Genomic DNA, 21,473 nt, shown 5'->3' on the forward strand with positions numbered 1-21,473 from the left:
TCTCCTGCGCCGCGCTCTGCCGCGCCGCGCTCTGCCGCGCCGCGCTCTGCCGCGCCGGGCTCAGCCGCGCCGCGAGGGCTTCGCGGGACGGGGCTTCGCCGGGCGCTTGGAGCCCTGGCTGGACGACTGGCCCGACGACGAACCCGACGACGCGGAACTGCCGCCACCGTCACCGCCGCCCCCGGAGCCCGACGGCGCGGCCGCCACATGGCCGTACATGTCCCTGGGGCCACCGTCCGCCGGCTCGCCGAGCGCGGCGAGCGCCTCGGTCGCCTTCGGCGCGAGCACCGGCGAGAAGTGCGGATTGGTGCGCAGCGCGTCCTGGAGATGGCGCCGGGCCGCGCCCGACTGGCCCAAGTCCCGCTCGATGGTGGCCTGGTGATAGGAGAACAGGGCGCTGCGCACGCCCGAGTCGGTGGCCTTGCGCACATGGGCGAGACCCTCCTCCGGCTCGCCCGCCCGGTACATCGCCCAGCCGAGCGCGTCCTCGCTCGCCGCGCTGGGATGGGCCTTCCATTCGGCTTCGAGACGGTCCACCGCCGCGTGCGCGGCCCCGTGGTCGGCCTCGAACCGGCCGAGCACCAGGGCGTCGTCCACGCCGTTGGACCCGTCCCGCGCGGCCAGCTCGCGCAGCTTGTCGAACCAGGTGCGCGCATCGCCGTCCAGGCCCTGCGACTCGTACAACTCGCCCAGTTCCAGCAGGTATTCGGGCCGTGGGAGCACCGCGACCGCCGCCAGGTAGTCCCGCTGGGCGTCCGCCTTGCGGCCGAGCGCCACCTTGGCCCTGGCCCGGCCCGCGAGCGCGGTGTGGGCGCCCGGGTCGGCGTGCAGCGCGGCCTCGTAGTGCGCGAGGGCCACGTCCGGCTCCCCCCGCTCCCACGCCAGGTCGCCCGCCGAGACCAGGGCGGCCGCCTTCTGCACGGGCGAGGTGGCGTGCGCGACCGCCTCGTCCAGGGCCACCAGGGCGTCCTCGCGCCAGCCGTGCTGGCGGTAGACCTCCGCGGCCTGGGTCAACGCCGGTGTGCCGGAACGCAGTTCGAGCATCTGCTCCACCGCCTTCGCCGCCGCCTTGGGGTCGCCGAGCCCGTTGTACGCCTCGATCAGCGGCGGGTAGAGCGTCCAGCGGTCCGCCTTGCGGGCGCGTACGGATTCGGCCAGGGTGCGCGCCGCCGCGTAGTCGTGCCGGGCGTTGGCGAGGGCCGCGAGCCCGGTCTCCGCGTCCAGGTTGTCCTTCGGGCGCACCTGGAGCGAGCGCTTCAGCGCCCACTCGGCGCGCGGGTAGTACGAGGAGTCGGCGCCCCGCACGCCCCGCTCCAGGTAGGCGGAGCCGAGCACCGTCCACGATGCCTCGTCATTCGGGTGGGTGCGCACCCAGGCGGCGCGGTCCGTGATCAGGGCCGTCACATCGGCCACCGAGGCGGGGGCGCCGCCGGTCACCGCCGTCAGGGCCCGGGCCGCCGGTCCCGGGGCGGGCGGCGGGGCCTTCGGGCCCCGGCCGTCCGGCATGATCAGCAGTACGCCCCCGACCAGCACGCCCGCCGCGAGGGCCACCAGGACGGCCCGCTTCAGGGCCCGGCGCGGCCCGGACCGCGGCGAGGTCCGCTGGGCCGCGGCCGCGGTCGACTGCCACGCCGCCCGCCGGGCCGCGTCCGCATCGTGTTCGGTCTTCGCGATCTCCATGGCGCTCACTGTGCGTCAATACGAAGACCACACCGGCCCCGCCCGACCGGCCGGGGAAAGGGTTCACACCGATGGCCCCGGGTGCCAGGCTGAAGACATGGACGATCTTCTCGAACGGCTGCGCGAGCACCTCCCGGCGGACGCCGTCATCAGCGACCCCGACATCACCGCCTCCTACGCCCACGACATGGCGAGCTTCTGCGCGGCGGGCAGTCCGGCCGTGGTGGTGCTGCCCCGCACCGTCGAGGAGGTGCAGCACGTGATGCGCACGGCGACCGCGCTGCGGGTGCCCGTCGTGCCGCAGGGCGCGCGCACCGGCCTGTCCGGCGCCGCCAACGCCAGCGACGGCTGCATCGTGCTGTCCCTGGTCAAGATGGACCGCATCCTGGAGATCAACCCGGTCGACCGGGTCGCGGTCGTGGAGCCCGGCGTCGTCAACGCCGTGCTGTCCCGCGCCGTCCACGAACACGGGCTCTACTACCCGCCGGACCCGTCCAGTTGGGAGATGTGCACCATCGGCGGGAACATCGGCACCGCCTCGGGCGGCCTGTGCTGCGTGAAGTACGGGGTGACCGCCGAGTACGTCCTCGGCCTGGAGGTCGTGCTCGCGGACGGCCGGCTGATGAGCACCGGCCGGCGCACCGCGAAGGGCGTCGCCGGATACGACCTGACCCGGCTCTTCGTGGGTTCCGAGGGCAGCCTCGGCATCGTTGTCAAAGCGGTGCTCGCGCTGCGGCCTTCGCCGCCGCCCCAGCTCGCGCTCGCCGCCGAGTTCGGCTCCGCCGCGGCCGCCTGCGACGCGGTCGTGCGGATCATGGAGCGCGGGCACGCCCCCTCACTGCTCGAACTCATGGACCGCACCACCATCCAGGCGGTCAACCGCATGGCGAACATGGGCCTGCCCGACACCACCGAGGCGCTCCTGCTCGCCGCCTTCGACAGCCCCGACCCGGCCGCCGACCTCGCCGCCGTCGGCGCGCTGTGCACCGCCGCGGGCGCCACCCAGGTCGTCCCGGCCGAGGACGTTGCCGAATCCGAACTCCTGCTCCAGGCAAGGAGGTTGTCGCTCACAGCGCTGGAGACGATCAAATCGGCCACGATGATCGACGACGTGTGCGTGCCGCGCTCGAAGCTCGCCGCGATGCTCGAAGGAACATCGGCGATCGCCGCCAAGTACGAGCTGACCATCGGCGTCTGCGCCCACGCGGGCGACGGCAACACCCACCCCGTGGTCTGTTTCGACGCGGCCGACGAGGACGAGTCGCGGCGCGCCCGTGAGTCCTTCGACGAGATCATGGCGCTCGGTCTGGAGCTGGGCGGCACCATCACCGGCGAACACGGCGTAGGCGTCCTGAAGAAGGAGTGGCTGGCCCGCGAGCTGGGACCGGTGGGCATCGAGATGCAGCGCGCCGTCAAGCACGCCTTCGACCCGCTGGGTCTGCTGAACCCGGGCAAGCTCTTCTGAGCCCGCCCCCGCACGCCCCGCCCCCGCACGCCCCGCCCCTTCACGCCCCGCCCCCTCACGCCCCGCCCCCTCACGCCCCCTCCTCCGGCCGGGACTCGTCGGAGGGCCAGGGGTCGCGCAGCCACAGCTCGTCGGCCGCGCCGCCCGTGGTCGGCGCGAGCAGCTCGGCCAGGCCGTCGTCCAGGCCGAGCTGCTCGCTCTCGGAGCCGGGCGGCACCGCCCGCAGCGTCCGCTCCAGCCACGCCGACACCTGGGCGGCGGGCGCTTCGAGCAGCGCGTCGCCGTCCGGCGAGCTGAGCGCCATCAGGACCACACTGCGGCCCTCCACCTTCGTCGGCCAGATCCGCACGTCCCCGTGGCCGCACGGCCGGAACACCCCCTCGACGAGCAGCTCGCGCGCGAAGGTCCAGTTCACCGGCGACTCGGAGCCGATGTGGAAGGTGATGTGCACGGCGTAGGGGTCGTCGGTGCGGTAGGCGAGCCGGGCCGGGACGGGGATGCTGCGCTCGGGCGACAGCACCAGCTTGAGCTCCAGTTCGCGTTCCACGACGGTGTGCATGGGGTCCCTCTTCTCTTCCCTGTACGCCCGGGTCCGGGGCGCGTACGTCTGCGTGCTGCGGTACGGGCCCCGGTGCGGGGCCGTACAGGGTGAGAGCGCGTTCCCCCGCGGTCATTACGCGACTTCGGGAAGTTTTTCTCAGCGGGTTCGCCCAGGCCGACCGGAACCGGCCCCAAGCCGACCGGAACCGGCCCGCCCACCCGTCCTACGGAGGCCCCGAGCCGTTCAGCCAGCTCGCCCCGTACACCGCGGAACCCACCGCGAGCACGGCCACCACGGCGGCCGCCCGTGCGCGCTGCACCCGCGACAGGGCGAGAGCCAGCGGAAGCAGCAGCGGGAACGCGGGGAGCAGCAGCCGGGGCTTGGAGCCGAAGTAGCCCGACGAGCACAGCGCGAGAGCCATGACGATGCCGGTGTAGACGAGCAGCGGCAGCGGCTGGCGCCCGCGCACACAGGCCCCGTACGCCCCGAGGGCGAGCACGGTGCCGGCGATCAGGGCGATCCCGGCGAGCACGACGGGCCAGCCCCCCAGGTGGTCCAGGACGAACTCCCCGTACGCCAGGCCCCCGTCGAAGCCGTTGCCCCACTCGCCCTGCACGTCGAGATAGGCGAACGGACCGCCCCGCCGCACCCCGACCCACAGGACGTACCCGGCCGCGCCGAGCGGGGCGAGCACCATCCCGGTCAGCATCCGCGCGTCCGGGCGCCGGGTGCGCCGCGCCTCCACGACGGCCCCGGCCCACAGCGCGGCCGCGACCGCGAGCCCCACCGGTCGCGTGAGCCCCGCGAGCGAGGCGAGCAGCCCCGCCGCCACCCAGCGCCGCCGCAGCACCGCGTACAGCGCCCAGACGGCGAGCGCGGCGAAGAGGGCCTCGCTGTACGCCATGGACTGGACGATCCCGACGGGCATCGCCGCCCACAGCGCCACCAGGAGCAGCCCCGCCCGGTGTCCGTACAGGTGATGGCCCATCAGATACATGCCCCAGGCGGCGAGCAGTCCCGCGAGCCCGCTGATGAGCAGCCCCGCGTCGCCGAGCCCGAGCGGGCTCACCGTGGTGACGGCCCGCTCCAGCCAGGGCAGCAGCGGGAAGAAGGCCATGTCGGACAGGACCCGGCCGTCGGGCGCGGTCAGCGTGAAGTCGTAGCCCGACTCGGCGACCCGCACGTACCAGATCGAGTCCCAGCGGGCCGAGAGCAGGTCGTGGGCATCGGAGCCGGCCAGGCGCGACCACAGGGCGAGGACGAGCAGGCCCAGCGTGCGGATCGCCGCGAAGACCGCGACGGCCGACCAGGCCCGTCGCGGCGCGGACGCCACCGACCGGGAGCCGGTCGCCGGATCGTCGTGACCGGTTCGGCCAGGCCCCACGCGCATTCCCCACTCACTTTCCAGACCGGCCGGGCACGTTCCTGACCGGCCGGGCCGGGTGCACCAGTTCGATCGGCAACGACTGTACGCACTGGTGGGACCCCGCCGCGCGGCCCGGCCCCGGGGTGCGCCGCGGGGCGCGGAGTCGCCCGTACGCGGTCTTACTCCCCGGCTTCCTGCTACCGGCCGCGCGTTCTTCGTTACTGTCCTCCTGGGACAAGCGGAAGCGCGCGGTCGGTGCCCGGTCCGGCCGGGCCGCCGCGGCGGAGATCAAGTGTGCTGGATCGGAACGGAGTTGGGGACATGGCGACGGTTCCTCCTGACAGCGGCGGGAGCGTAGCCCGGGAAGGGTATTACCCGGACCCCTCCATTCCCGGATATGTCCGGTACTGGAACGGGGTCTCCTGGGTGCCCGGCACGAGCCGGCCGGCCCCCGCCGCGGGCGAGGCGCCGCCCACCCCGCCGCCGGGCGCGGCTCCCGCCCCGGCCCCCTCGCTCGCCGCCGCCCCGCCGGTCCAGGCCGCCCCCGCCGAGGAGACGGGACCCGTCTTCCTGGACGAGCCCGAGGCCTCGGCCGCGCCCGCGCAGGGGCAGGGCGTCCGCCCCGAGCCGGCCTGGCACGCGGACGCCGCCCACCAGTCGGGCTTCGGCGGCGACCAGGACCGCCGGGTCTCCTGGGGCAGGCCGGTCGATCCGCGCGGGCTGCCCGAGTCGGCCGACCCGCGGCTGCCCGACCCCCGTCGCGCGGAACCCGCGCAGCTCCCGCACTCCGCACCGCCGGCGGCGTCCGCGCGGCCCGCAACCTCGGTGCCGCACCAGAACCAGCAGCAGTCCGGACGTCTGGCGGGGGCGATGCCGCCCGCCGTCGAGCCACCCCCCGCCCGGGCCCAACTGCCGTTCTCCGGTGACTCGTTGGGGGTGGCGCCGACCGGCCGCGCGGACGGCGCGTACTCGGCTCCCGTACAGCCGCACCCGCAGCCCGTGCAGCCGAACCCCGTGCAGCCGAACCCGGTGCAGCCGCAGCCCTCGCAGCACCAGTCCGCGCAGCCGGGGCCCGTGCAGCACCAGTCCGCGCAGCCGCACTCCGCCGTGCCCGGGTCGCCGATGACCGCGGGGCCCGGGGGAGGGGCCGCGTCCTGGGCCCAGCAGGTGCACCAACTCGCCCAGCCCGACCCGCAGCCGCAGCCGCAGCCGCAGGAACCGGTCGTGCCGTGGAAGCCCCCGGTGGCCGACCCGTTCCTCGCGGCCGCCCAGGCGCAGGCCTCGGCGAGGCCCGCCGGGCTCGGCAGGCGCCTGATCGCGCGACTCGTGGACACCGTGCTGCTGGGTGCCCTGGTCGGGGGCCTCGCGGTACCGCTCCTGACCAAGGTGGGCGACCACATCCAGGAGAAGATCGACGCGGCGAAGCTGTCGGGGCGGACGGTGACCGTCTACCTCCTCGACGGCACGACCGCGGGTTTCCTCGGCATCGTGCTCGGCGCCTTCCTCGTCCTCGGCCTGCTGTACGAGGCGCTGCCCACCGCCAAGTGGGGCCGTACGCTCGGCAAGCGCCTGTGCGGGGTGCAGGTGCGCGGCATCGAGTCGTACGAGCCGCCCACCTTCGGCCAGGCGGCGCGGCGCTGGCTGGTCTACGGGGTGCTCGGTCTGCTGGCGGTCGGCGTGGTCAACGTGGTGTGGTGCGTCTTCGACCGGCCGTGGCGCCAGTGCTGGCACGACAAGGCGGCCCACACCTTCGTCGCGCAGGGCTGAGTCCCGGGCCGGTCCGCAGGGCGCAGGCCCGGGGCGTCCCCCGAACGGCGTCCCTCCGGTCGCGGGCCCAACGCGCGCGCGTTGCACTACCGGCATGAGCACCGATCAGCCGCCGCCCGGTCAGCCGCCCGAGGACGACCCGTTCCTCAAGAAGCCGTCAGAGCCTCCGGGGAGCGGTTCCCCCTACGGGGGCGCGCAGCCGCCCCCGGGGCCACCGCCCGGTGACTCGCCCTACGGCTCTGAGCCACCGCCCGGCGGCCCCTACGGCGCTCCGCCGCCCCCTGCCGGAGGCGGCGGAGGTCCGTACGGCGGACCGCCTCCCCCCGGTGGCGGCTCGCCGTACGGCAGCGCGCCGCCACCGCCCTCCGACCCCTACGGGGGCGGCTACGGCGGTGTCGACCCGCTGGCCGGGATGCCTCCGCTCGCCGACTACGGCAAGCGGTTCCTGGCCCGCTTCATCGACTTCCTGATCATCGCGATCCCGCTCGGTCTGATCGAGTGGGCGACCAGCAACCGGGTCGTCATCTCCACCACGGACAACGGCGACTCCGGCACCGAGGTGATCAGCAAGGCGTACTCCGGCACCGGACTGCTCTGGCTCCTGATCACCCTCGTCGTCTACATCGGCTACGACACCCTGATGGTGTCCAAGTCCGGTCAGACGCTGGGCAAGAAGTGGCTGGGGCTGCGGGTCGCGATGCTCAACGACGGCAGTGTGCCCACCACCAACGCGGCGCTCGCCCGGGCCGCCGTCCTGTGGGCCCCGTTCGTACTGTGCTGCTACTGCCTCTGGGACATCGTCCTGGCCATCACGATCGTGGCGGACAAGCCCTACCGGCAGGGCTGGCACGACAAGGCCGGCAAGACGGTGGTGGTGGTCTCAACCCCGCAGTGAGTGCTCGCGCGTGACCGCCCGCCGCTCGCGGGGGGCGGGAACCCGCACGGCGGAGGTCCCGTCGACGGCCGCACGGTTCTCCGGTGTCGCACCAGCGACCGGGACCGTGCGGCCGTCGGCGTCGGTGCCGGCTTCGGCGCGCGCCCGGCGGGTCAGCGGCATGGGGACCGTCACGGCGACGAGCAGGCCGAGCAGGAGCGCGGCCAGGACGATGACCGCGACTCCGACGCCGGACTCGGTGCGGGAGAGCAGCAGCATGGCGACGGTCGAGAAGACGACGGTGGCCGAACCGTAGGAGAGCTGTGCGGCAGTGGGACGCGGCATGGCGTTATCCGTCCTGAAGGTTCGGATAGGGGGTGAGCCTCTCGACCGTTCTCAACCGGCGGGCCTGGCCACCGGATCGCACTGCCAAGCGACTCTACGACGGTCCATGCCCGAGCGGAACTGTTGGTAAGCGTGACCTAACCCACGGTGCCGGTGCACGGGGGGCGCACGGAGTCATTCCGCGAAGCGGCCCGGTCCGCATGTCGAGACGTGCGCACCTGTTGTCCCGGTCTGTTACCACGTCTGTCGCGTTCGGATAGCGGAACTGGCCTTCTGCATAATGTACTTGGCACGAACAAGTCAAGATCTGTCTTTTCTTTGGTAACTCCGGTCCAATGTCGTCACTTGAGACGCGTGTCGAGCACCGGAGCCAACCCCTCACCCCCCGGTTCCTGCCGGCCGCGGGGGAGGAAATCGTCAAGTGACCAGCAGCAGGAGGGCGGCCAGAGCCGCCGCCGTGTTCGTGGCTCTCGCCACGGCCGGCGCCACGGGCTCGGTGTACGCCACCGCCCAAGCGGATTCGAAGGCTCCGGCGGCGGTGCAACGCCAGGACCCGTCCACGGCCAACGGCCAGGAGCACAACCTCAAGGGCCCGTTCACCGACCAGCAGGCCCAGCAGCGCCAGGCCGCGCTCGAAGGCGTGCTGTCCGGCAAGAAGCAGGTCGAGAAGCGCGGCGGCTCCGACGTCGTCAAGCTCAGCGACAAGAAGTACGTCGAGCTCGGCCGGCAGAAGACCGACAAGATCTTCACGATCCTGGTGGAGTTCGGCGACCAGGTCGACAACACCACCATGTACGACCCGGACGGCCCGGACGGCCCCAAGCCGCCGCAGCCCAAGTACGGCGGCAACCCCGGCCCGGCGCACAACCAGATAGCCAAGCCGGACCGGTCGAAGGACAACTCGACCGCCTGGCAGGCCGATTACAACCAGAAGCACTTCCAGGACCTGTACTTCGGCACGGGCAAGAACGTCAACTCGCTGAAGACGTACTACGAGAAGACGTCCTCGGGCCGCTACTCGGTCGACGGCCAGGTCACCGACTGGGTCAAGATCCCGTACAACGAGGCCCGTTACGGCTCCAACTACTGCGGCCAGACCAACTGCGCCAACGTGTGGGACACCGTCCGCGACGGCGTCAACGCCTGGGTCGCCGACCAGAAGGCCAAGGGCCAGACGGACGCGCAGATCAAGGCGACCCTGGGTCAGTACGACCAGTGGGACCGCAACGACTACAACAACAACGGCAACTTCAACGAGCCCGACGGCTACATCGATCACTTCCAGATCGTGCACGCCGGCGAGGACGAGTCCGCGGGCGGCGGCGTCCAGGGCACCAACGCCCTCTGGGCGCACCGCTGGTACGCCTACGGCACCGACGCGGGCAAGACCGGCCCCGCCTACAACAAGGCGGGCGGCACCCAGATCGGCGACACCGGGATGTGGGTCGGCGACTACACCATGCAGCCGGAGAACGGCGGCCTCGGTGTCTTCGCCCACGAGTACGGCCACGACCTCGGTCTGCCGGACCTCTACGACACCACCAACACCGCCGAGAACTCGGTCGGTTTCTGGTCCCTGATGTCGGCGGGCTCCTGGCTCGGCACCGGCAAGGACTCCATCGGAGACCTGCCCGGCGACATGACCGCGTGGGACAAGCTCCAGCTGGGCTGGCTCGACTACGCCTCGGTGAAGTCGGGTTCGAAGATCACCGCCAAGCTGGGCGTCTCGGAGTACAACACCAAGAACAACCAGGCGCTCGTCGTCGAGCTGCCGAAGAAGGAAGTCACCACCACCGTCGTGAAGCCCGTCGAGGGCACGAAGCAGTGGTGGAGCGGCATGGGTGACAACCTCAACAACACCCTGACCCGCTCGGTCGACCTGACCGGCAAGTCCAAGGCGTCCCTGGACCTTTCGGGCTGGTGGGACATCGAGAAGGACTACGACTTCCTCTACACCGAGGTCTCCGCGGACAACGGCGCCAGCTGGACCGCGATCGACGGCACCGCCGACGGCAAGGCCATCCCGCGCGACTCCAGCGACAAGCCGGCCCTGACCGACGCCTCGGGCGCGTACAAGAAGCTGTCGTTCCCGCTCGACCAGTTCGCGGGCAAGCAGATCCAGCTCCGCTTCCGCTACCAGACGGACGGCGGCGCGGGCGGCAAGGGCTTCACCGCCGACGCGATCACCGTCACCGCCGACGGCACCGCCGTCGTCACCGACGGCGCCGAGGGCGGCGACAACGGCTGGACGGCGAAGAACTTCTCCCGCATCGGCGAGTCCTTCACCAACGACTACCCGCAGTACTACCTCGCGGAGAACCGTCAGTACGTCTCGTACGACCAGACCCTCAAGGTCGGCCCGTACAACTTCGGCTTCTCCACCACCCGTCCGAGCTGGGTCGAGCACTACCCGTACCAGCGGGGCCTGCTCATCTGGCTGTGGGACACCTCCCAGAAGGACAACAACGTCTCGGCCCACCCGGGCCAGGGCCTGATCCTGCCGGTCGACGCGCACGCCAAGCCGCTCAAGTGGGCCGACGGCACGCTGCTGCGCAACAAGATCCAGCCGTTCGACGCGCCGTTCAGCCAGTACCGGACGGACGCCTTCACGCTGCACAAGGCGGACGTGGCGACGAAGATCAAGTCGCAGGCCGGCGTCCCGGTCTTCGACGACCACAAGGGCACGTACTGGTACGCCGAGAACCCGACGGGAAGCGTCAAGGTTCCTGACACCGGCACCAAGATCTCCATCGTCGACCAGCCCCAGAACGGCCAGACGATCACGGTGAAGGTCGGCACCTCCACCAAGTAATTCTCAAAACCGCAGGTCAAACCATGATCGGCCGTCGCCCTCTAGCGGGCGGCGGCCGATCGTGTTTAGGTGCGTCCTACGAGTCCTTATTGACAGCGGGTCCAACGCGTCGTCTTACAGGGGGAGTGGTCCGGCATGCCCGGCGGAGGTTTCTGCAAGCTGCCAGGCGGCAGCGTGGTCGTCGCGCTCACGCTGCCGAACCCGGCCGCGCCGGGGACGAACGTGCGGGTCCTGGTGCACGCCGTGAACCGGGCGAGAGCCCTGACCCGGCTCCGCAACCTGGGGCTGCGCGCGGTCTATCTGCGCGGCCAGACCGAGCCGCCCACCCTGGACGAGATCACGGCCGTCCTGCACCACCCCGACGGCCTGCTGTGGCGCACGGCGCCCGAGACCACCGAAGAGCTCTGGCACCCGATACGCGCCCTGCTCAAGTAGCCGCGCACTACACCACGGGCTTGCCGGACAGCTCGACACCGGCCGCGCGCATCTCCTCCAGGGCCAGCGAGGTCGTGTGCCCGGCCACCCCGGCCGTGAGGTCGAGCAGCACGGTCGTGGCGAATCCGGCCCGCACCGCGTCCAGCGCGGTGGCCCGCACGCAGTGGTCCGTGGCGATGCCGACCACGTCGACCTCGCGCACCTGCCGCCCGCGCAGCCAGTCCGCGAGCGAGAGCCCGTTCTCGTCGAGCCCCTCGAAGCCGCTGTAGGCGGCCGCGTACGCACCCTTGTCGAAGACCGCGTCGATCGCCCCGGAGGCGACCGCCGGGGCGAAGTTCGGGTGGAAGCCCACGCCCTCGGTGCCGGCCACGCAGTGCGGCGGCCAGGAGTGCTCGAAGTCGGGGGCGTCCGAGAAGTGCGCGCCCGGGTCGATGTGGTGGTCGCGGGTGGCCACCACGTGGCGGTAGGCGGAACCGGCCGCCTGGCCCACCAGGTCGGTGATCGCGGCGGCGACGTCCGAGCCGCCGGCGACCGCTAGGGAGCCGCCCTCACAGAAGTCGTTCTGGACGTCCACGACGATCAAGGCGCGGTGCATGGCGTCTTTCCTTCGGTCTGCGGGCCCGTCACGGGCGCTGTTCCTTGAGCGTAGAGACTTCGTGCGGCGCACGGCAGGGGGCAAACGGGGGCGGAAAACCCTGCCGGGCGCGGCTCACACGTACTCGGTCGGGATGACCGGCTCGCCGCGCGAGAGCTGGCTCGCGGACATCGGCAGCGCGGCCAGCGCGTCGATGTGCCGCTCGCGGGCGGTGTCCAGCGGCTCGCGGGCCACCACCGTGCCGCCCTTGACCAGCTCGACCAGGAGCTGGCGGTCGGCGAGCCCGGTCGGTACCGCCCCGGTGCCGATGACCTCGGCCTCGGCGATCCCGTACGCATCCGAGCGGCGCGCGGCCCACTTGCGGCCGCCCACCGAGGACTTGGCGCCGAGCGACTTCTTGGCGACCGGCTGGAGCGGGGCCTTCACGTCGGCCGACTGGGCGCGGGCGACCAGCTTGTAGACCATCGAGCAGGTCGGGTGCCCCGAGCCGGTGACCAGCTGGGTGCCGACCCCGTACGCGTCCACGGGAGCCGCGGCGAGCGAGGCGATGGCGTACTCGTCGAGGTCGGAGGTGACCACGATCCTGGTGTCGGTCGCGCCGAGCTCGTCCAGCTGCTGGCGCACCCGGTGGGCGACCAGGAGCAGGTCGCCCGAGTCGATGCGGACCGCGCCGAGCTCGGGCCCGGCGATCTCCACGGCGGTGCGCACCGCCTCGGCCACGTCGTACGTGTCGACCAGGAGGGTCGTGCCGCGGCCGAGCGAGTCGACCTGGGCCCGGAAGGCGTCCCGCTCGCTGTCGTGGAGCAGGGTGAAGGCGTGCGCGCTGGTGCCCACGGTGGGGATGCCGTAGCGGAAGCCGGCCGCGAGGTCGGACGTGGTGCTGAAGCCGCCGACATAGGCGGCGCGCGCGGAGGCGACCGCCGACAGCTCGTGGGTGCGGCGCGCGCCCATCTCGATCAGCGGGCGCCCGCCGGCCGCGGCGGACATCCGGGAGGCGGCGGCCGCGATCGCGGAGTCGTGGTTGAGGATCGAGAGGATCACGGTCTCCAGCAGCACGCATTCGGCGAACGAGCCCTCGACCCGCAGGATCGGCGAGCCGGGGAAGTAGACCTCGCCCTCGGGGTAGCCCCAGATGTCGCCGCTGAAGCGGTAGGAGGCGAGCCACCGCAGGGTGGGCTCGTCGACGATCTTCCGGTCGCGCAGGAAGCCGAGCACGTCCGCGTCGAAGCGGAAGTTCTCGACGGCGTCCAGGACGCGCCCGGTGCCGCAGACCACGCCGTAGCGGCGGCCCTCGGGAAGGCGGCGGGTGAAGACCTCGAAGACCGAGCGCCGGTCGGCCGTGCCGGCCTTCAGCGCGGCCTGGAGCATCGTGAACTCGTACTGGTCGGTGAAGAGCGCGGTCGACGGCACGTCCACCGGCAGACCGAGGTCCGGGGCATTCACAGCGAGCCACCTCGCACTTTCGTCCGGGCCGGGCACAGGCCGGCCGGGGTTTCGGCAACCGGCCCCGAGAGCTGGGGCCTGGGGGGATGCTACCCCGAATACTCGTCACTCTGACGATTTCTAGGGTCCGTTTGTGCGATGACCGGCCCCGAGTGGCAGCATGGAGGCCGTGGCTGTCATTCCCGGGGACCGCTCCCGGGACCCCCGGAGCCGCACTTTCCGGGGGGACGACCCCCGGACCCCCGGCGCCGCAGTCTCCCGGGGGGACAACCCCCGGACCCCCGGCAAAGAGAACAAAGGTCGCCCAGAGTCGTGAGCGTTGCCCCGGTAGAGATCGAACGCCCCGAGTCGGCGGAGTCGAGCCTTCCCGTCGCCGAGCCAGACGTGCCCTGGGTGACGCTCGTGCACAACGACCCCGTCAACCTCATGAGCTATGTCCAGTACGTCTTCCAGTCCTACTTCGGCTACTCGAAGGACAAGGCCCACAAGCTGATGCTCGACGTGCACCACAAGGGACGGGCCGTGGTCTCCAGCGGCAGCCGCGAGGAGATGGAACGCGACGTGCAGGCGATGCACGGCTACGGCCTGTGGGCCACGCTCACCCAGGACCGCGGCTGATGGCCGGGACCATGAGCGGATTCGAGGCGCTGCCCCGCGGTGGCGCGGCCGTCGCGCTCGACGAGGTCGAGATCGCCATCCTGCGCTCGCTCGCCGTCCAGCTGCTCGAACTCATCGGACCGGGCGACGAGCCGGCCGAGGACGAGGACCCGCTGGCCGCCCTGTTCGCCGAGGGGCCGAGCGAGCCGCCCACCGATCCCGCGCTCGCCCGCCTCTTCCCGGAGGCGTACGCGAGCGGGGAGAGCGAGGAACTGCGCGCCAAATCAAGCGAGTTCAGGCGGTTCACCGAGAACGACCTGCGGGCCCGCAAGCGCACCGACGCCCTCGCGGTCGTCCGCGGCCTCGACGGCCTGACCCCCAAGGGCGACGGCGGGGCCGTTCTGAAGCTGACCGCCGAGGACTCGCGGCACTGGCTGGGCGCGCTCAACGATCTGCGGCTGACCATCGGCACCCGCCTGGACGTGACCGACGAGGACGAGAGCGGCGAGCTGTACCGGTTGCCGGACGACGACCCGCGCAAGCCGATGGTGATGGCGTATCTGTGGCTCGGTGTGCTGCAGGAAACACTCGTCGAAACGCTCATGCCCTGACCGATCGGCCCCTGAAGGGCCGTTCGCTCAGCGGACGCTCAAATCCGTATAACGATCCCATCACCACATCGACCTGCTTTGTCATGTCGAGGGACTTTTGTCCGCTTCTTCCTGTGGCGTGCGCCACAAAGGCAACTGGGGATCACCCATAAGCCCGTGATAAATCTTCACGACCACCCGGGGACGCCACCCATGTTCCCGGGGGCGCTTCGACCGGCTGACCGCCGGTGGCACTCCATCCACATCCGGGGGGATCAGGACCTGATCCGTCGCTTCGTGACCGAGGCGGACGGGTCAGCATGGAGAAAGGCGCACCACCATGACCTCAGCGCAGGTCGACAAGCACGACGACCGTCCTGCCGGCAATGAGGCCGCGGGGACCGCCCACAGCGCGGGCGAAGGCTCGGGCGAGGGATACCAGCGGGGCCTCGGGGCCCGGCAGATCCAGATGATCGCGATCGGCGGTGCCATCGGCACCGGCCTCTTCCTCGGCGCGGGCAAGGCCATCTCGAAGGCCGGCCCCAGCCTCATCCTGGCCTACGCCATCGCGGGCCTGGTCATCTTCTTCATCATGCGCGCCCTCGGCGAGCTGCTCATGTACCGCCCGGTGTCGGGCTCCTTCTCGGAGTACGCCCGCGAGTTCATCGGCCCGTTCTGGGGCTTCGTGACCGGCTGGACGTACTGGCTCTTCTGGGTCGTCACCGGCATCACCGAAGTGACCGCGGCCGCCCAGTACATGTCCTTCTGGACCCACGGCAGCATCCCGCAATGGGCCTACGCGCTGATCTTCACGCTCATCCTGTACGCCGTGAACCTCATCTCCGTGAAGCTCTTCGGTGAGCTGGAGTTCTGGTTCTCCATGGTCAAGGTGACCGCCATCGTCGGCATGATCCTGATCTGCGCCGGCATCCTCACCGTCGGCTTCTCGGACGCCGCGGACACCGCCACCGTCGCCAACCTGTGGAACGACGGCGGGTTCTTCCCCAAGGGCATCGGCGGCACGCTGATGACCCTGCAGATCGTCATGTTCGCCTTCCTCGCCGTCGAGCTGGTCGGCGTCACCGCGGGCGAGTCCAAGGACCCCGAGAAGACGCTGCCCAAGGCCATCAACACCGTGCCGTGGCGCATCGCCGTCTTCTACATCGGCGCCCTGATCATGATCCTCTCGGTCGTCCCGTGGCACGAGTTCCAGCCGGGCGTCAGCCCCTTCGTCGCGGCGTTCCAGAAGATGGGCCTCGGCGTCGGCGCGGGCATCGTCAACTTCGTCGTGCTGACCGCCGCGCTCTCCTCCTGCAACTCGGGCATGTACTCCACCGGCCGCATGCTGCGCGACCTCGCGCTCAACGGCCAGGGCCCGAAGGTCTTCACCAAGCTGACCAAGAGCGGCACGCCGCTGGTCGGCACCACGGTCTCCGCCGCCCTCATGCTGGTCGGCGTGTGGATCAACTACGTCGCGCCCGGCAAGGCCTTCGACTACGTGGTCTCCTTCGCCACCATCTCCGGCATGTGGGCCTGGATCATGATCCTGGTCTGCCAGATCCGCTACCGCCGCCAGTCGGACGCCGGAGCGCTGCCGAAGTCCAGCTTCCGCGCCCCCGGCGCCCCGTACACCAGCTGGTTCGCCCTGCTCTTCATCTTCATGGTCATCGTGATGATGGGCATCGACAAGGACTCCCGCGTCTCGCTGTACTGCGCGCCGCTGTGGGCCCTGATCCTGGGCGTCTCCTACCTGGTCCTCAAGGCCAAGAACCCCGAGAACAAGGCGTTCGCCAAGCGCAGCTGAGGCTCTGACCAGCGCATTCTCACCATGCGGGCCGTTCCGTATCGCACCTCGATACGGGACGGCCCGCATGCTTATCCTTGCCGACATGCTGACCATCACCCAGGCCCTGTACGACCAGCTCGTCGCGCACGCCCGCGCCGACCACCCCGACGAGGCGTGCGGTGTGGTCGCGGGCCCGGCCGGCACCGGCCGCGCCGAGCGCTTCGTCCCGATGCTGAACGCGGCCCGCTCGCCCACGTTCTACGAGTTCGACTCGCAGGACCTGCTGAAGCTCTACCGCGACATGGACGACCACGACGAGGAGCCGGTGATCGTCTACCACTCCCACACCGCGACCGAGGCCTACCCCTCCCGCACCGACGTCACCTACGCCAATGAGCCCGGCGCGCACTACGTCCTGGTGTCGACGGCGGACACGGACGGAGCCGGGGAGTTCCAGTTCCGCTCGTACCGCATCGTGGACGGCGTGATCACGGAGGAAGACGTAAGGGTCGTAGAGGCCTACTGACGGATACCCGTGCCCGGTGATCCCGCATACTGTGCCTACGCACTTTTTGATCATCGGGCGGCAGGACCAGGAAGCCGGTGCGAATCCGGCACGGTCCCGCCACTGTGACCGGCCCCGCGGCAAGCCCGCGGAGTCGGAAGCCAGGAACTGACCTGCCGCCTTCTCCCGACGACAGGGGACGTGGAAATCCCCTTGGAGGAGCTCAGCCATGCTCTGGCGCCGTGCGGCCCTGGCCGCCGCCCTGCTGTTCCCGCTCGCCGCGTGCACCACCCAGGCGAAGCCCGAAGCCGGCGGCGCCCCCGCCCCCGGCTTCCCCTACACGGTCACCAACTGCGGGGTGACCACGACGTACACCGCGCCCCCGAAGCGGGCGGTGACCATGAACCAGCACGCCACCGAGGTGATGCTGGAGCTCGGCCTCGCCAAGTCCCTTGCGGGAACTGCCTACTTGGACGACAAGGTGCTGCCGAAGTACGCGGCGGACTACCGCTCGGTCCCGGTCCTGGCCGCCGAATACCCCTCGTACGAGAAGCTCCTCTCGGCGAACCCCGACTTCGTCTACGGCGGTTACGCCTCCGCCTTCGCCGCGGGCGAGGGCCGCGCGCGCGAGGCCCTCGCCAAGAGCGGCATCAAGTCCCGCCTCAACGTGGAGAACTGCCCCAAGGGCGCCGCGACCACGATGGACGACGTGTACCAGGAGGTCCGCGAGGTGGGCCGCACCTTCGGTGTGGGGGACCGCGCGGAGTCCTGGATCCGCTCGGCCGAGGCCACCAACGAACGCACCCGGACGGCACGCAAGGACAAGGCACCCACCCCCGTCTTCGTCTACGACAGCGGCGACAAGACGGCGTTCACCGTGGGCGGCAAGGGCATAGGCAACGACATCGTGACCCGCGCGGGCGCCCGCAACGTCTTCGCCGACGACCTGAAGACGCAGTCCTTCGGCGACGCGAGCTGGGAGAACGTCGTCGCCCGCGCCCCCGAGACCATCCTGATCCTCGACTACGGCGGCACCAGCGTGGACGCCAAGAAGAAGCGCCTGCGCGACGACCCGGCCCTCGCGTCCGTCCCCGCCGTCAAGAACGACCGCTTCGCCGTCCTCCCCCTCTCCGACATGGTCACCGGCGTACGGGCCCCGGACGCGGTCGCCAAGCTGGCGGCGCAGCTCGGGGCGGGGGAGTGAGGGTCCTGCCGCGAGCGGCAGCACCGCCGGCCCGGCAGCGCGGGGGCCCGCGCACGACGACGCGCTCGCGCTACCCGCTCGTTCTCGCCGCGCTGGCCCTCGTGCTCCTCGCCGCGGCCGTCGCCGGGCTCGCGCTCGGGTCGGTGCGGATTCCCACCGGCCAGGTGCTCGCCATCGTCACCGGCCGCGCCGAGCCGAGCCCGTACCGCACGATCGTCCTGGAGGTCAGGGCGCCCCGCGTGGTGCTCGGCGCCGTCACCGGTGCCGGGCTGGCCGTCATCGGGACCGTGCTCCAGGCCCTGGTGCGCAACCCGCTCGCCGACCCCTTCCTGCTCGGCGTCTCCAGCGGGGCCTCCGCCGGAGCCGTCGCCGTGATCGTGCTCGGCGTCGGCGCCGGGGTCGCCACCACCGTCGCCCTGCCGGCCGCCGCCTTCGCCGGCGCGCTCGCCGCCCTCGTCCTCGTGTACGCCCTGGCCCGGCGCGCGGGCTCCATGACGGGCGGGCGCCTGGTGCTCGCCGGGGTCGCCGTCTCGTACGTCCTGTCCGCGCTCACCAGCCTGATCCTGGTCACCTCGGCCAGCGCCGCCCACGCCCAGGAAGTCCTGCACTGGACGCTCGGCGGACTCGGCGGCGCCCGCTGGGACATGCTCGCGCTGCCCGCCGTCGCCCTCGTCCTCGGCACGCTCGTCCTGATCGCCCTGGCCCGCCCGCTCGACCTGCTCCTCGTCGGCGAGGAGGGTGCGGGCGTTCTCGGCCTCGACACCGGCCGCTTCCGCGCCGGGGTCTTCGTCCTGGCCTCCCTGCTGACCGGCGTGCTCGTCGCGTACACCGGGGCGATCGGCTTCGTCGGCCTGATGGTCCCGCACGCCGCCCGCATGGCCGTCGGCGCCGCGCACCGCACCCTGCTGCCCGTCGTGGCCCTCGGCGGCGCCGCCTTCCTCGTCCTCGCCGACCTCGCGGCCCGCACCGTAGCCGCCCCCAGCGACATCCCCGTCGGCGTCCTCACCGCGCTCACCGGCGGCCCGTTCTTCCTGTGGATGCTGCGGGGCCGCGGGACCCGCGCGGAAGGCGGCCCGGCATGACGACCCTGCGCACCGAGTCGCTGTCGTACACCACGCCCCAGGGCCGCACCCTGCTCCACGACATCACCCTGGGCGCCGCCGACGGCGAGACCGTCGGCCTGGTCGGCCCCAACGGCAGCGGCAAGACGACCCTCCTTCGCTGTGTCTACGCCGCCCTGCGCCCCACCGCCGGCCGGGTCCTGCTCGACGGTGCCGATCTGCACGCGCTGCCGGTCAAGGCCCGCGCCCGGCGCATCGCGACCGTCCCGCAGGACGCCGACGCCGGGGGCATCGAGCTGAGCGTCCACGAGATCGTCGCCATGGGCCGCTCCCCGCACCACCGGTTCTGGGAGGCCGACACCGCCGCCGACCGCGCCCTGGTGCGCGAGGCACTGGCCCGCGTCGGCATCGCCGACCTCACCGGCCGCCCCTTCCCGTCCCTGTCCGGCGGCGAACGCCAGCGCGCCCTGGTCGCCCGGGCCCTCGTGCAGCAGCCGGACGTCGTCGTCCTGGACGAGCCGACCAACCACCTCGACATCCGCTACCAGCTCGAAGTCCTGTCCCTGGTAAGGGAGTTGGGCACCGTCAACCTGCTGGCCCTGCACGACCTGAACCTCGCCGCGTACTACTGCGACCGCATCTGTGTCCTGTCGGCGGGCCGTATCGTCGCCTCCGGGCCGCCCGCGGACGTCCTCACCGCGGACCTGCTCGCCGAGGTGTACGGGGTGAACGCCGAGGTGAGCGTCCACCCGACGACCGGCGCGCCCACCGTCGTCTACCTGCCGCCGACCGGCACCCGCACACCGCCCGCACCCAGGCTGCCCACATCCTGAGCGAGATCCGTCCAGGATGCGAGATCACATTCCGGGAAGCGGACCGGGAATCTATACGATGACCCCATGGTTTCGAACGACGTGAGCGACAAGACGCCGAGCAGCGGCCCCGCCCTGCTGCTCGTGGCGCGGCTGCACGTCGACCTGTGCCGGCTCGCCAGCGCGATCTGTACGGCCCGCGCAGCCGCCGTCTGACGCCGCGCGCCCCGCACCAACGCACCACCGCACGCCCCAGCGCGTGCGGCGCGCGGACCCGAGCCCGAGCCGCGCCCACCTGCCTCTCCGCCTAGATCAGGAGCCCACGCCATGGCCATCGAGGTCCGCATCCCGACCATCCTCCGCACCTACACCGACGGCGCCAAGGCCGTCGAGGCCAGCGGCGCCACCCTCGCCGACCTCTTCAACGACCTCGACTCCCGGCACACCGGCATCCGCGAGCGGATCGTCGACGGCGACAACCTGCGCCGCTTCGTGAACGTGTACCTCAACGACGAGGACGTCCGCTTCCTCGACGGCATCAACACCAAGCTCGCCGACGGCGACAACGTGACGATCCTGCCCGCGGTCGCGGGCGGTTCCGTCTGAGATGCGTTACGACTCCGCTCTCGCCGCGGTCGGCAACACCCCGCTGGTCCGGCTCCCGCGTCTGTCCCCCTCGGACGACGTACGGATCTGGGCCAAGCTGGAGGACCGCAACCCGACCGGCTCCGTCAAGGACCGGCCGGCCCTCCACATGGTCGAACAGGCCGAGAAGGACGGGCGGTTGACGCCGGGCTGCACCATCCTGGAGCCCACCAGCGGCAACACCGGCATCTCCCTCGCGATGGCCGCGAAGCTCAAGGGCTACCGCATCGTGTGCGTGATGCCGGAGAACACCTCGCAGGAGCGCCGCGACCTGCTCGCGATGTGGGGCGCCGAGATCGTGTCCTCGCCGGCGGCGGGCGGCTCCAACACCGCGGTGCGCGTCGCCAAGGAACTGGCCGAGCGGAACCCGTCCTGGGTGATGCTCTACCAGTACGGAAACCCGGACAACGCGGGCGCCCACTACGCCACCACGGGCCCCGAGATCCTCACCGACCTGCCCTCCATCACCCACTTCGTGGCGGGCCTCGGCACCACCGGAACCCTGATGGGCGTCGGCCGCTACCTGCGCGAGAACGTCCCCGGCATCCAGATCGTCGCGGCCGAACCCCGCTACGACGACCTGGTCTACGGCCTGCGCAACCTCGACGAGGGCTTCGTGCCCGAGCTGTACGACGCCTCGGTCCTGACCACCCGCTTCTCGGTCGGCTCCGCGGACGCGGTCACCCGCACCCGCGAGCTCCTCCAGCAGGAGGGCATCTTCGCGGGCGTCTCCACCGGCGCCGCCCTGCACGCGGCGATCGGCGTCGGCAGGAAGGCCGTCAAGGCGGGCACCCCCGCCGACATCGTCTTCGTCGTGGCCGACGGAGGCTGGAAGTACCTGTCGACCGGCGTCTACACCGCGCCGACCACCGAAGCCGCGATCGAGACCCTGCAGGGCCAGCTCTGGGCCTGACGGCCGAGCCCGCCCCCAGGGGCCGGAGGCCGGTGGT

The 21,473-nt window shown here is 71.7% G+C and carries 21 protein-coding genes and 1 riboswitch; of the genes, 15 read left to right on the forward strand and 6 right to left on the reverse strand.

The features are described from left to right. Positions 1-60: 60 nt before the first annotated feature. The gene (locus IE267_RS30250; protein ID WP_189765388.1) at positions 61-1,680 is read right to left on the reverse strand and encodes a tetratricopeptide repeat protein; all 1,620 of its coding nucleotides are present in this window, start codon (positions 1,678-1,680) and stop codon (positions 61-63) included. Positions 1,681-1,777: 97 nt separating this feature from the next. Between IE267_RS30250 and IE267_RS30255 the strand changes: the two genes are divergently transcribed. Then, positions 1,778-3,145, forward strand: a complete 1,368-nt coding sequence (locus tag IE267_RS30255) for an FAD-binding oxidoreductase (RefSeq protein ID WP_167152983.1) — start codon at positions 1,778-1,780, stop codon at positions 3,143-3,145. 70 nt (positions 3,146-3,215) lie between these two features. Here IE267_RS30255 and IE267_RS30260 read toward each other — a convergent pair whose 3' ends face one another. Beyond that, positions 3,216-3,704, reverse strand: coding sequence for an SsgA family sporulation/cell division regulator (locus tag IE267_RS30260; protein WP_161251892.1), 489 nt, complete (start codon positions 3,702-3,704; stop codon positions 3,216-3,218). 205 nt (positions 3,705-3,909) lie between these two features. Further along, the gene (locus IE267_RS30265; protein ID WP_189765389.1) at positions 3,910-5,076 is read right to left on the reverse strand and encodes a glycosyltransferase family 39 protein; all 1,167 of its coding nucleotides are present in this window, start codon (positions 5,074-5,076) and stop codon (positions 3,910-3,912) included. Between the two features lie 297 nt (positions 5,077-5,373). Between IE267_RS30265 and IE267_RS30270 the strand changes: the two genes are divergently transcribed. Together IE267_RS30270 and IE267_RS30275 are read left to right on the forward strand one after the other, a co-directional pair. Continuing rightward, on the forward strand, positions 5,374-6,819 hold the full coding sequence (locus IE267_RS30270; protein WP_189765390.1) for an RDD family protein: 1,446 nt from the start codon (positions 5,374-5,376) through the stop codon (positions 6,817-6,819). 94 nt (positions 6,820-6,913) lie between these two features. Further along, entirely contained in the window at positions 6,914-7,714 is an 801-nt protein-coding gene (locus IE267_RS30275) for an RDD family protein (protein ID WP_167152986.1), read from the forward strand. Here the strand turns inward: IE267_RS30275 and IE267_RS30280 are convergent. Further along, positions 7,700-8,038 (reverse strand): hypothetical protein, encoded by a 339-nt coding sequence (locus IE267_RS30280; protein ID WP_161245032.1) that lies wholly within the window; start codon positions 8,036-8,038, stop codon positions 7,700-7,702. The two genes, IE267_RS30275 and IE267_RS30280, sit on opposite strands and share 15 nt — an antisense overlap. Positions 8,039-8,459: 421 nt before the next feature. Between IE267_RS30280 and IE267_RS30285 the strand changes: the two genes are divergently transcribed. Both IE267_RS30285 and IE267_RS30290 read left to right on the forward strand, forming a co-directional pair. Further along, complete coding sequence (locus IE267_RS30285; RefSeq protein ID WP_189765391.1) at positions 8,460-10,850, forward strand: immune inhibitor A domain-containing protein; 2,391 nt, start codon at positions 8,460-8,462, stop codon at positions 10,848-10,850. Positions 10,851-10,985: 135 nt separating this feature from the next. After that, on the forward strand, positions 10,986-11,285 hold the full coding sequence (locus IE267_RS30290) for a hypothetical protein (RefSeq protein ID WP_100578583.1): 300 nt from the start codon (positions 10,986-10,988) through the stop codon (positions 11,283-11,285). Positions 11,286-11,292: 7 nt separating this feature from the next. Here IE267_RS30290 and IE267_RS30295 read toward each other — a convergent pair whose 3' ends face one another. Together IE267_RS30295 and IE267_RS30300 are read right to left on the reverse strand one after the other, a co-directional pair. After that, complete coding sequence (locus IE267_RS30295) at positions 11,293-11,880, reverse strand: isochorismatase family protein (RefSeq protein WP_161245034.1); 588 nt, start codon at positions 11,878-11,880, stop codon at positions 11,293-11,295. Between the two features lie 114 nt (positions 11,881-11,994). Further along, on the reverse strand, positions 11,995-13,323 hold the full coding sequence (locus IE267_RS30300) for a nicotinate phosphoribosyltransferase (RefSeq protein ID WP_161245035.1): 1,329 nt from the start codon (positions 13,321-13,323) through the stop codon (positions 11,995-11,997). Between the two features lie 312 nt (positions 13,324-13,635). On the opposite strand from IE267_RS30300, the gene clpS reads away from it, so the two are divergent. From clpS to IE267_RS30345, 10 genes are all read left to right on the forward strand, one after another. After that, positions 13,636-13,941 (forward strand): ATP-dependent Clp protease adapter ClpS, encoded by a 306-nt coding sequence (gene clpS, locus IE267_RS30305; protein ID WP_100578580.1) that lies wholly within the window; start codon positions 13,636-13,638, stop codon positions 13,939-13,941. Further along, positions 13,941-14,531, forward strand: coding sequence for a DUF2017 domain-containing protein (locus IE267_RS30310; protein WP_373304609.1), 591 nt, complete (start codon positions 13,941-13,943; stop codon positions 14,529-14,531). Before clpS ends, IE267_RS30310 begins: the two co-directional genes overlap by 1 nt. Positions 14,532-14,850: 319 nt before the next feature. Beyond that, a complete protein-coding gene (locus IE267_RS30315) occupies positions 14,851-16,314 on the forward strand; it encodes an amino acid permease (protein WP_161245037.1) in 1,464 nt (487 codons plus the stop codon). 85 nt (positions 16,315-16,399) lie between these two features. Next, positions 16,400-16,822: a M67 family metallopeptidase gene (locus IE267_RS30320; protein WP_189765392.1), complete on the forward strand. Its 423-nt coding sequence runs from the start codon at positions 16,400-16,402 to the stop codon at positions 16,820-16,822. 41 nt (positions 16,823-16,863) lie between these two features. Further along, positions 16,864-16,992: riboswitch (cobalamin riboswitch) on the forward strand. Positions 16,993-17,030: 38 nt separating this feature from the next. After that, the gene (locus tag IE267_RS30325; RefSeq protein WP_189765393.1) at positions 17,031-18,005 is read left to right on the forward strand and encodes an ABC transporter substrate-binding protein; all 975 of its coding nucleotides are present in this window, start codon (positions 17,031-17,033) and stop codon (positions 18,003-18,005) included. Between the two features lie 92 nt (positions 18,006-18,097). Next, positions 18,098-19,087 carry a FecCD family ABC transporter permease gene (locus tag IE267_RS30330; protein WP_229861510.1) on the forward strand — a complete coding sequence of 330 codons (990 nt, stop codon included), beginning with the start codon at positions 18,098-18,100 and terminating at the stop codon, positions 19,085-19,087. Continuing rightward, positions 19,084-19,899 (forward strand): ABC transporter ATP-binding protein, encoded by an 816-nt coding sequence (locus IE267_RS30335; protein WP_189765394.1) that lies wholly within the window; start codon positions 19,084-19,086, stop codon positions 19,897-19,899. Before IE267_RS30330 ends, IE267_RS30335 begins: the two co-directional genes overlap by 4 nt. Before the next feature lie 66 nt (positions 19,900-19,965). Further along, complete coding sequence (locus tag IE267_RS40195; RefSeq protein WP_264198279.1) at positions 19,966-20,094, forward strand: putative leader peptide; 129 nt, start codon at positions 19,966-19,968, stop codon at positions 20,092-20,094. 111 nt (positions 20,095-20,205) lie between these two features. Continuing rightward, the gene (locus tag IE267_RS30340; RefSeq protein ID WP_161245041.1) at positions 20,206-20,484 is read left to right on the forward strand and encodes a MoaD/ThiS family protein; all 279 of its coding nucleotides are present in this window, start codon (positions 20,206-20,208) and stop codon (positions 20,482-20,484) included. 1 nt (position 20,485) lies between these two features. Further along, on the forward strand, positions 20,486-21,436 hold the full coding sequence (locus IE267_RS30345) for a PLP-dependent cysteine synthase family protein (RefSeq protein ID WP_161245042.1): 951 nt from the start codon (positions 20,486-20,488) through the stop codon (positions 21,434-21,436). The last annotated feature ends 37 nt before the right edge of the window (positions 21,437-21,473 follow it).

Source organism: Streptomyces xanthochromogenes (assembly GCF_014650455.1).
GTDB classification, from domain to species: Bacteria; Actinomycetota; Actinomycetes; order Streptomycetales; family Streptomycetaceae; genus Streptomyces; species Streptomyces xanthochromogenes.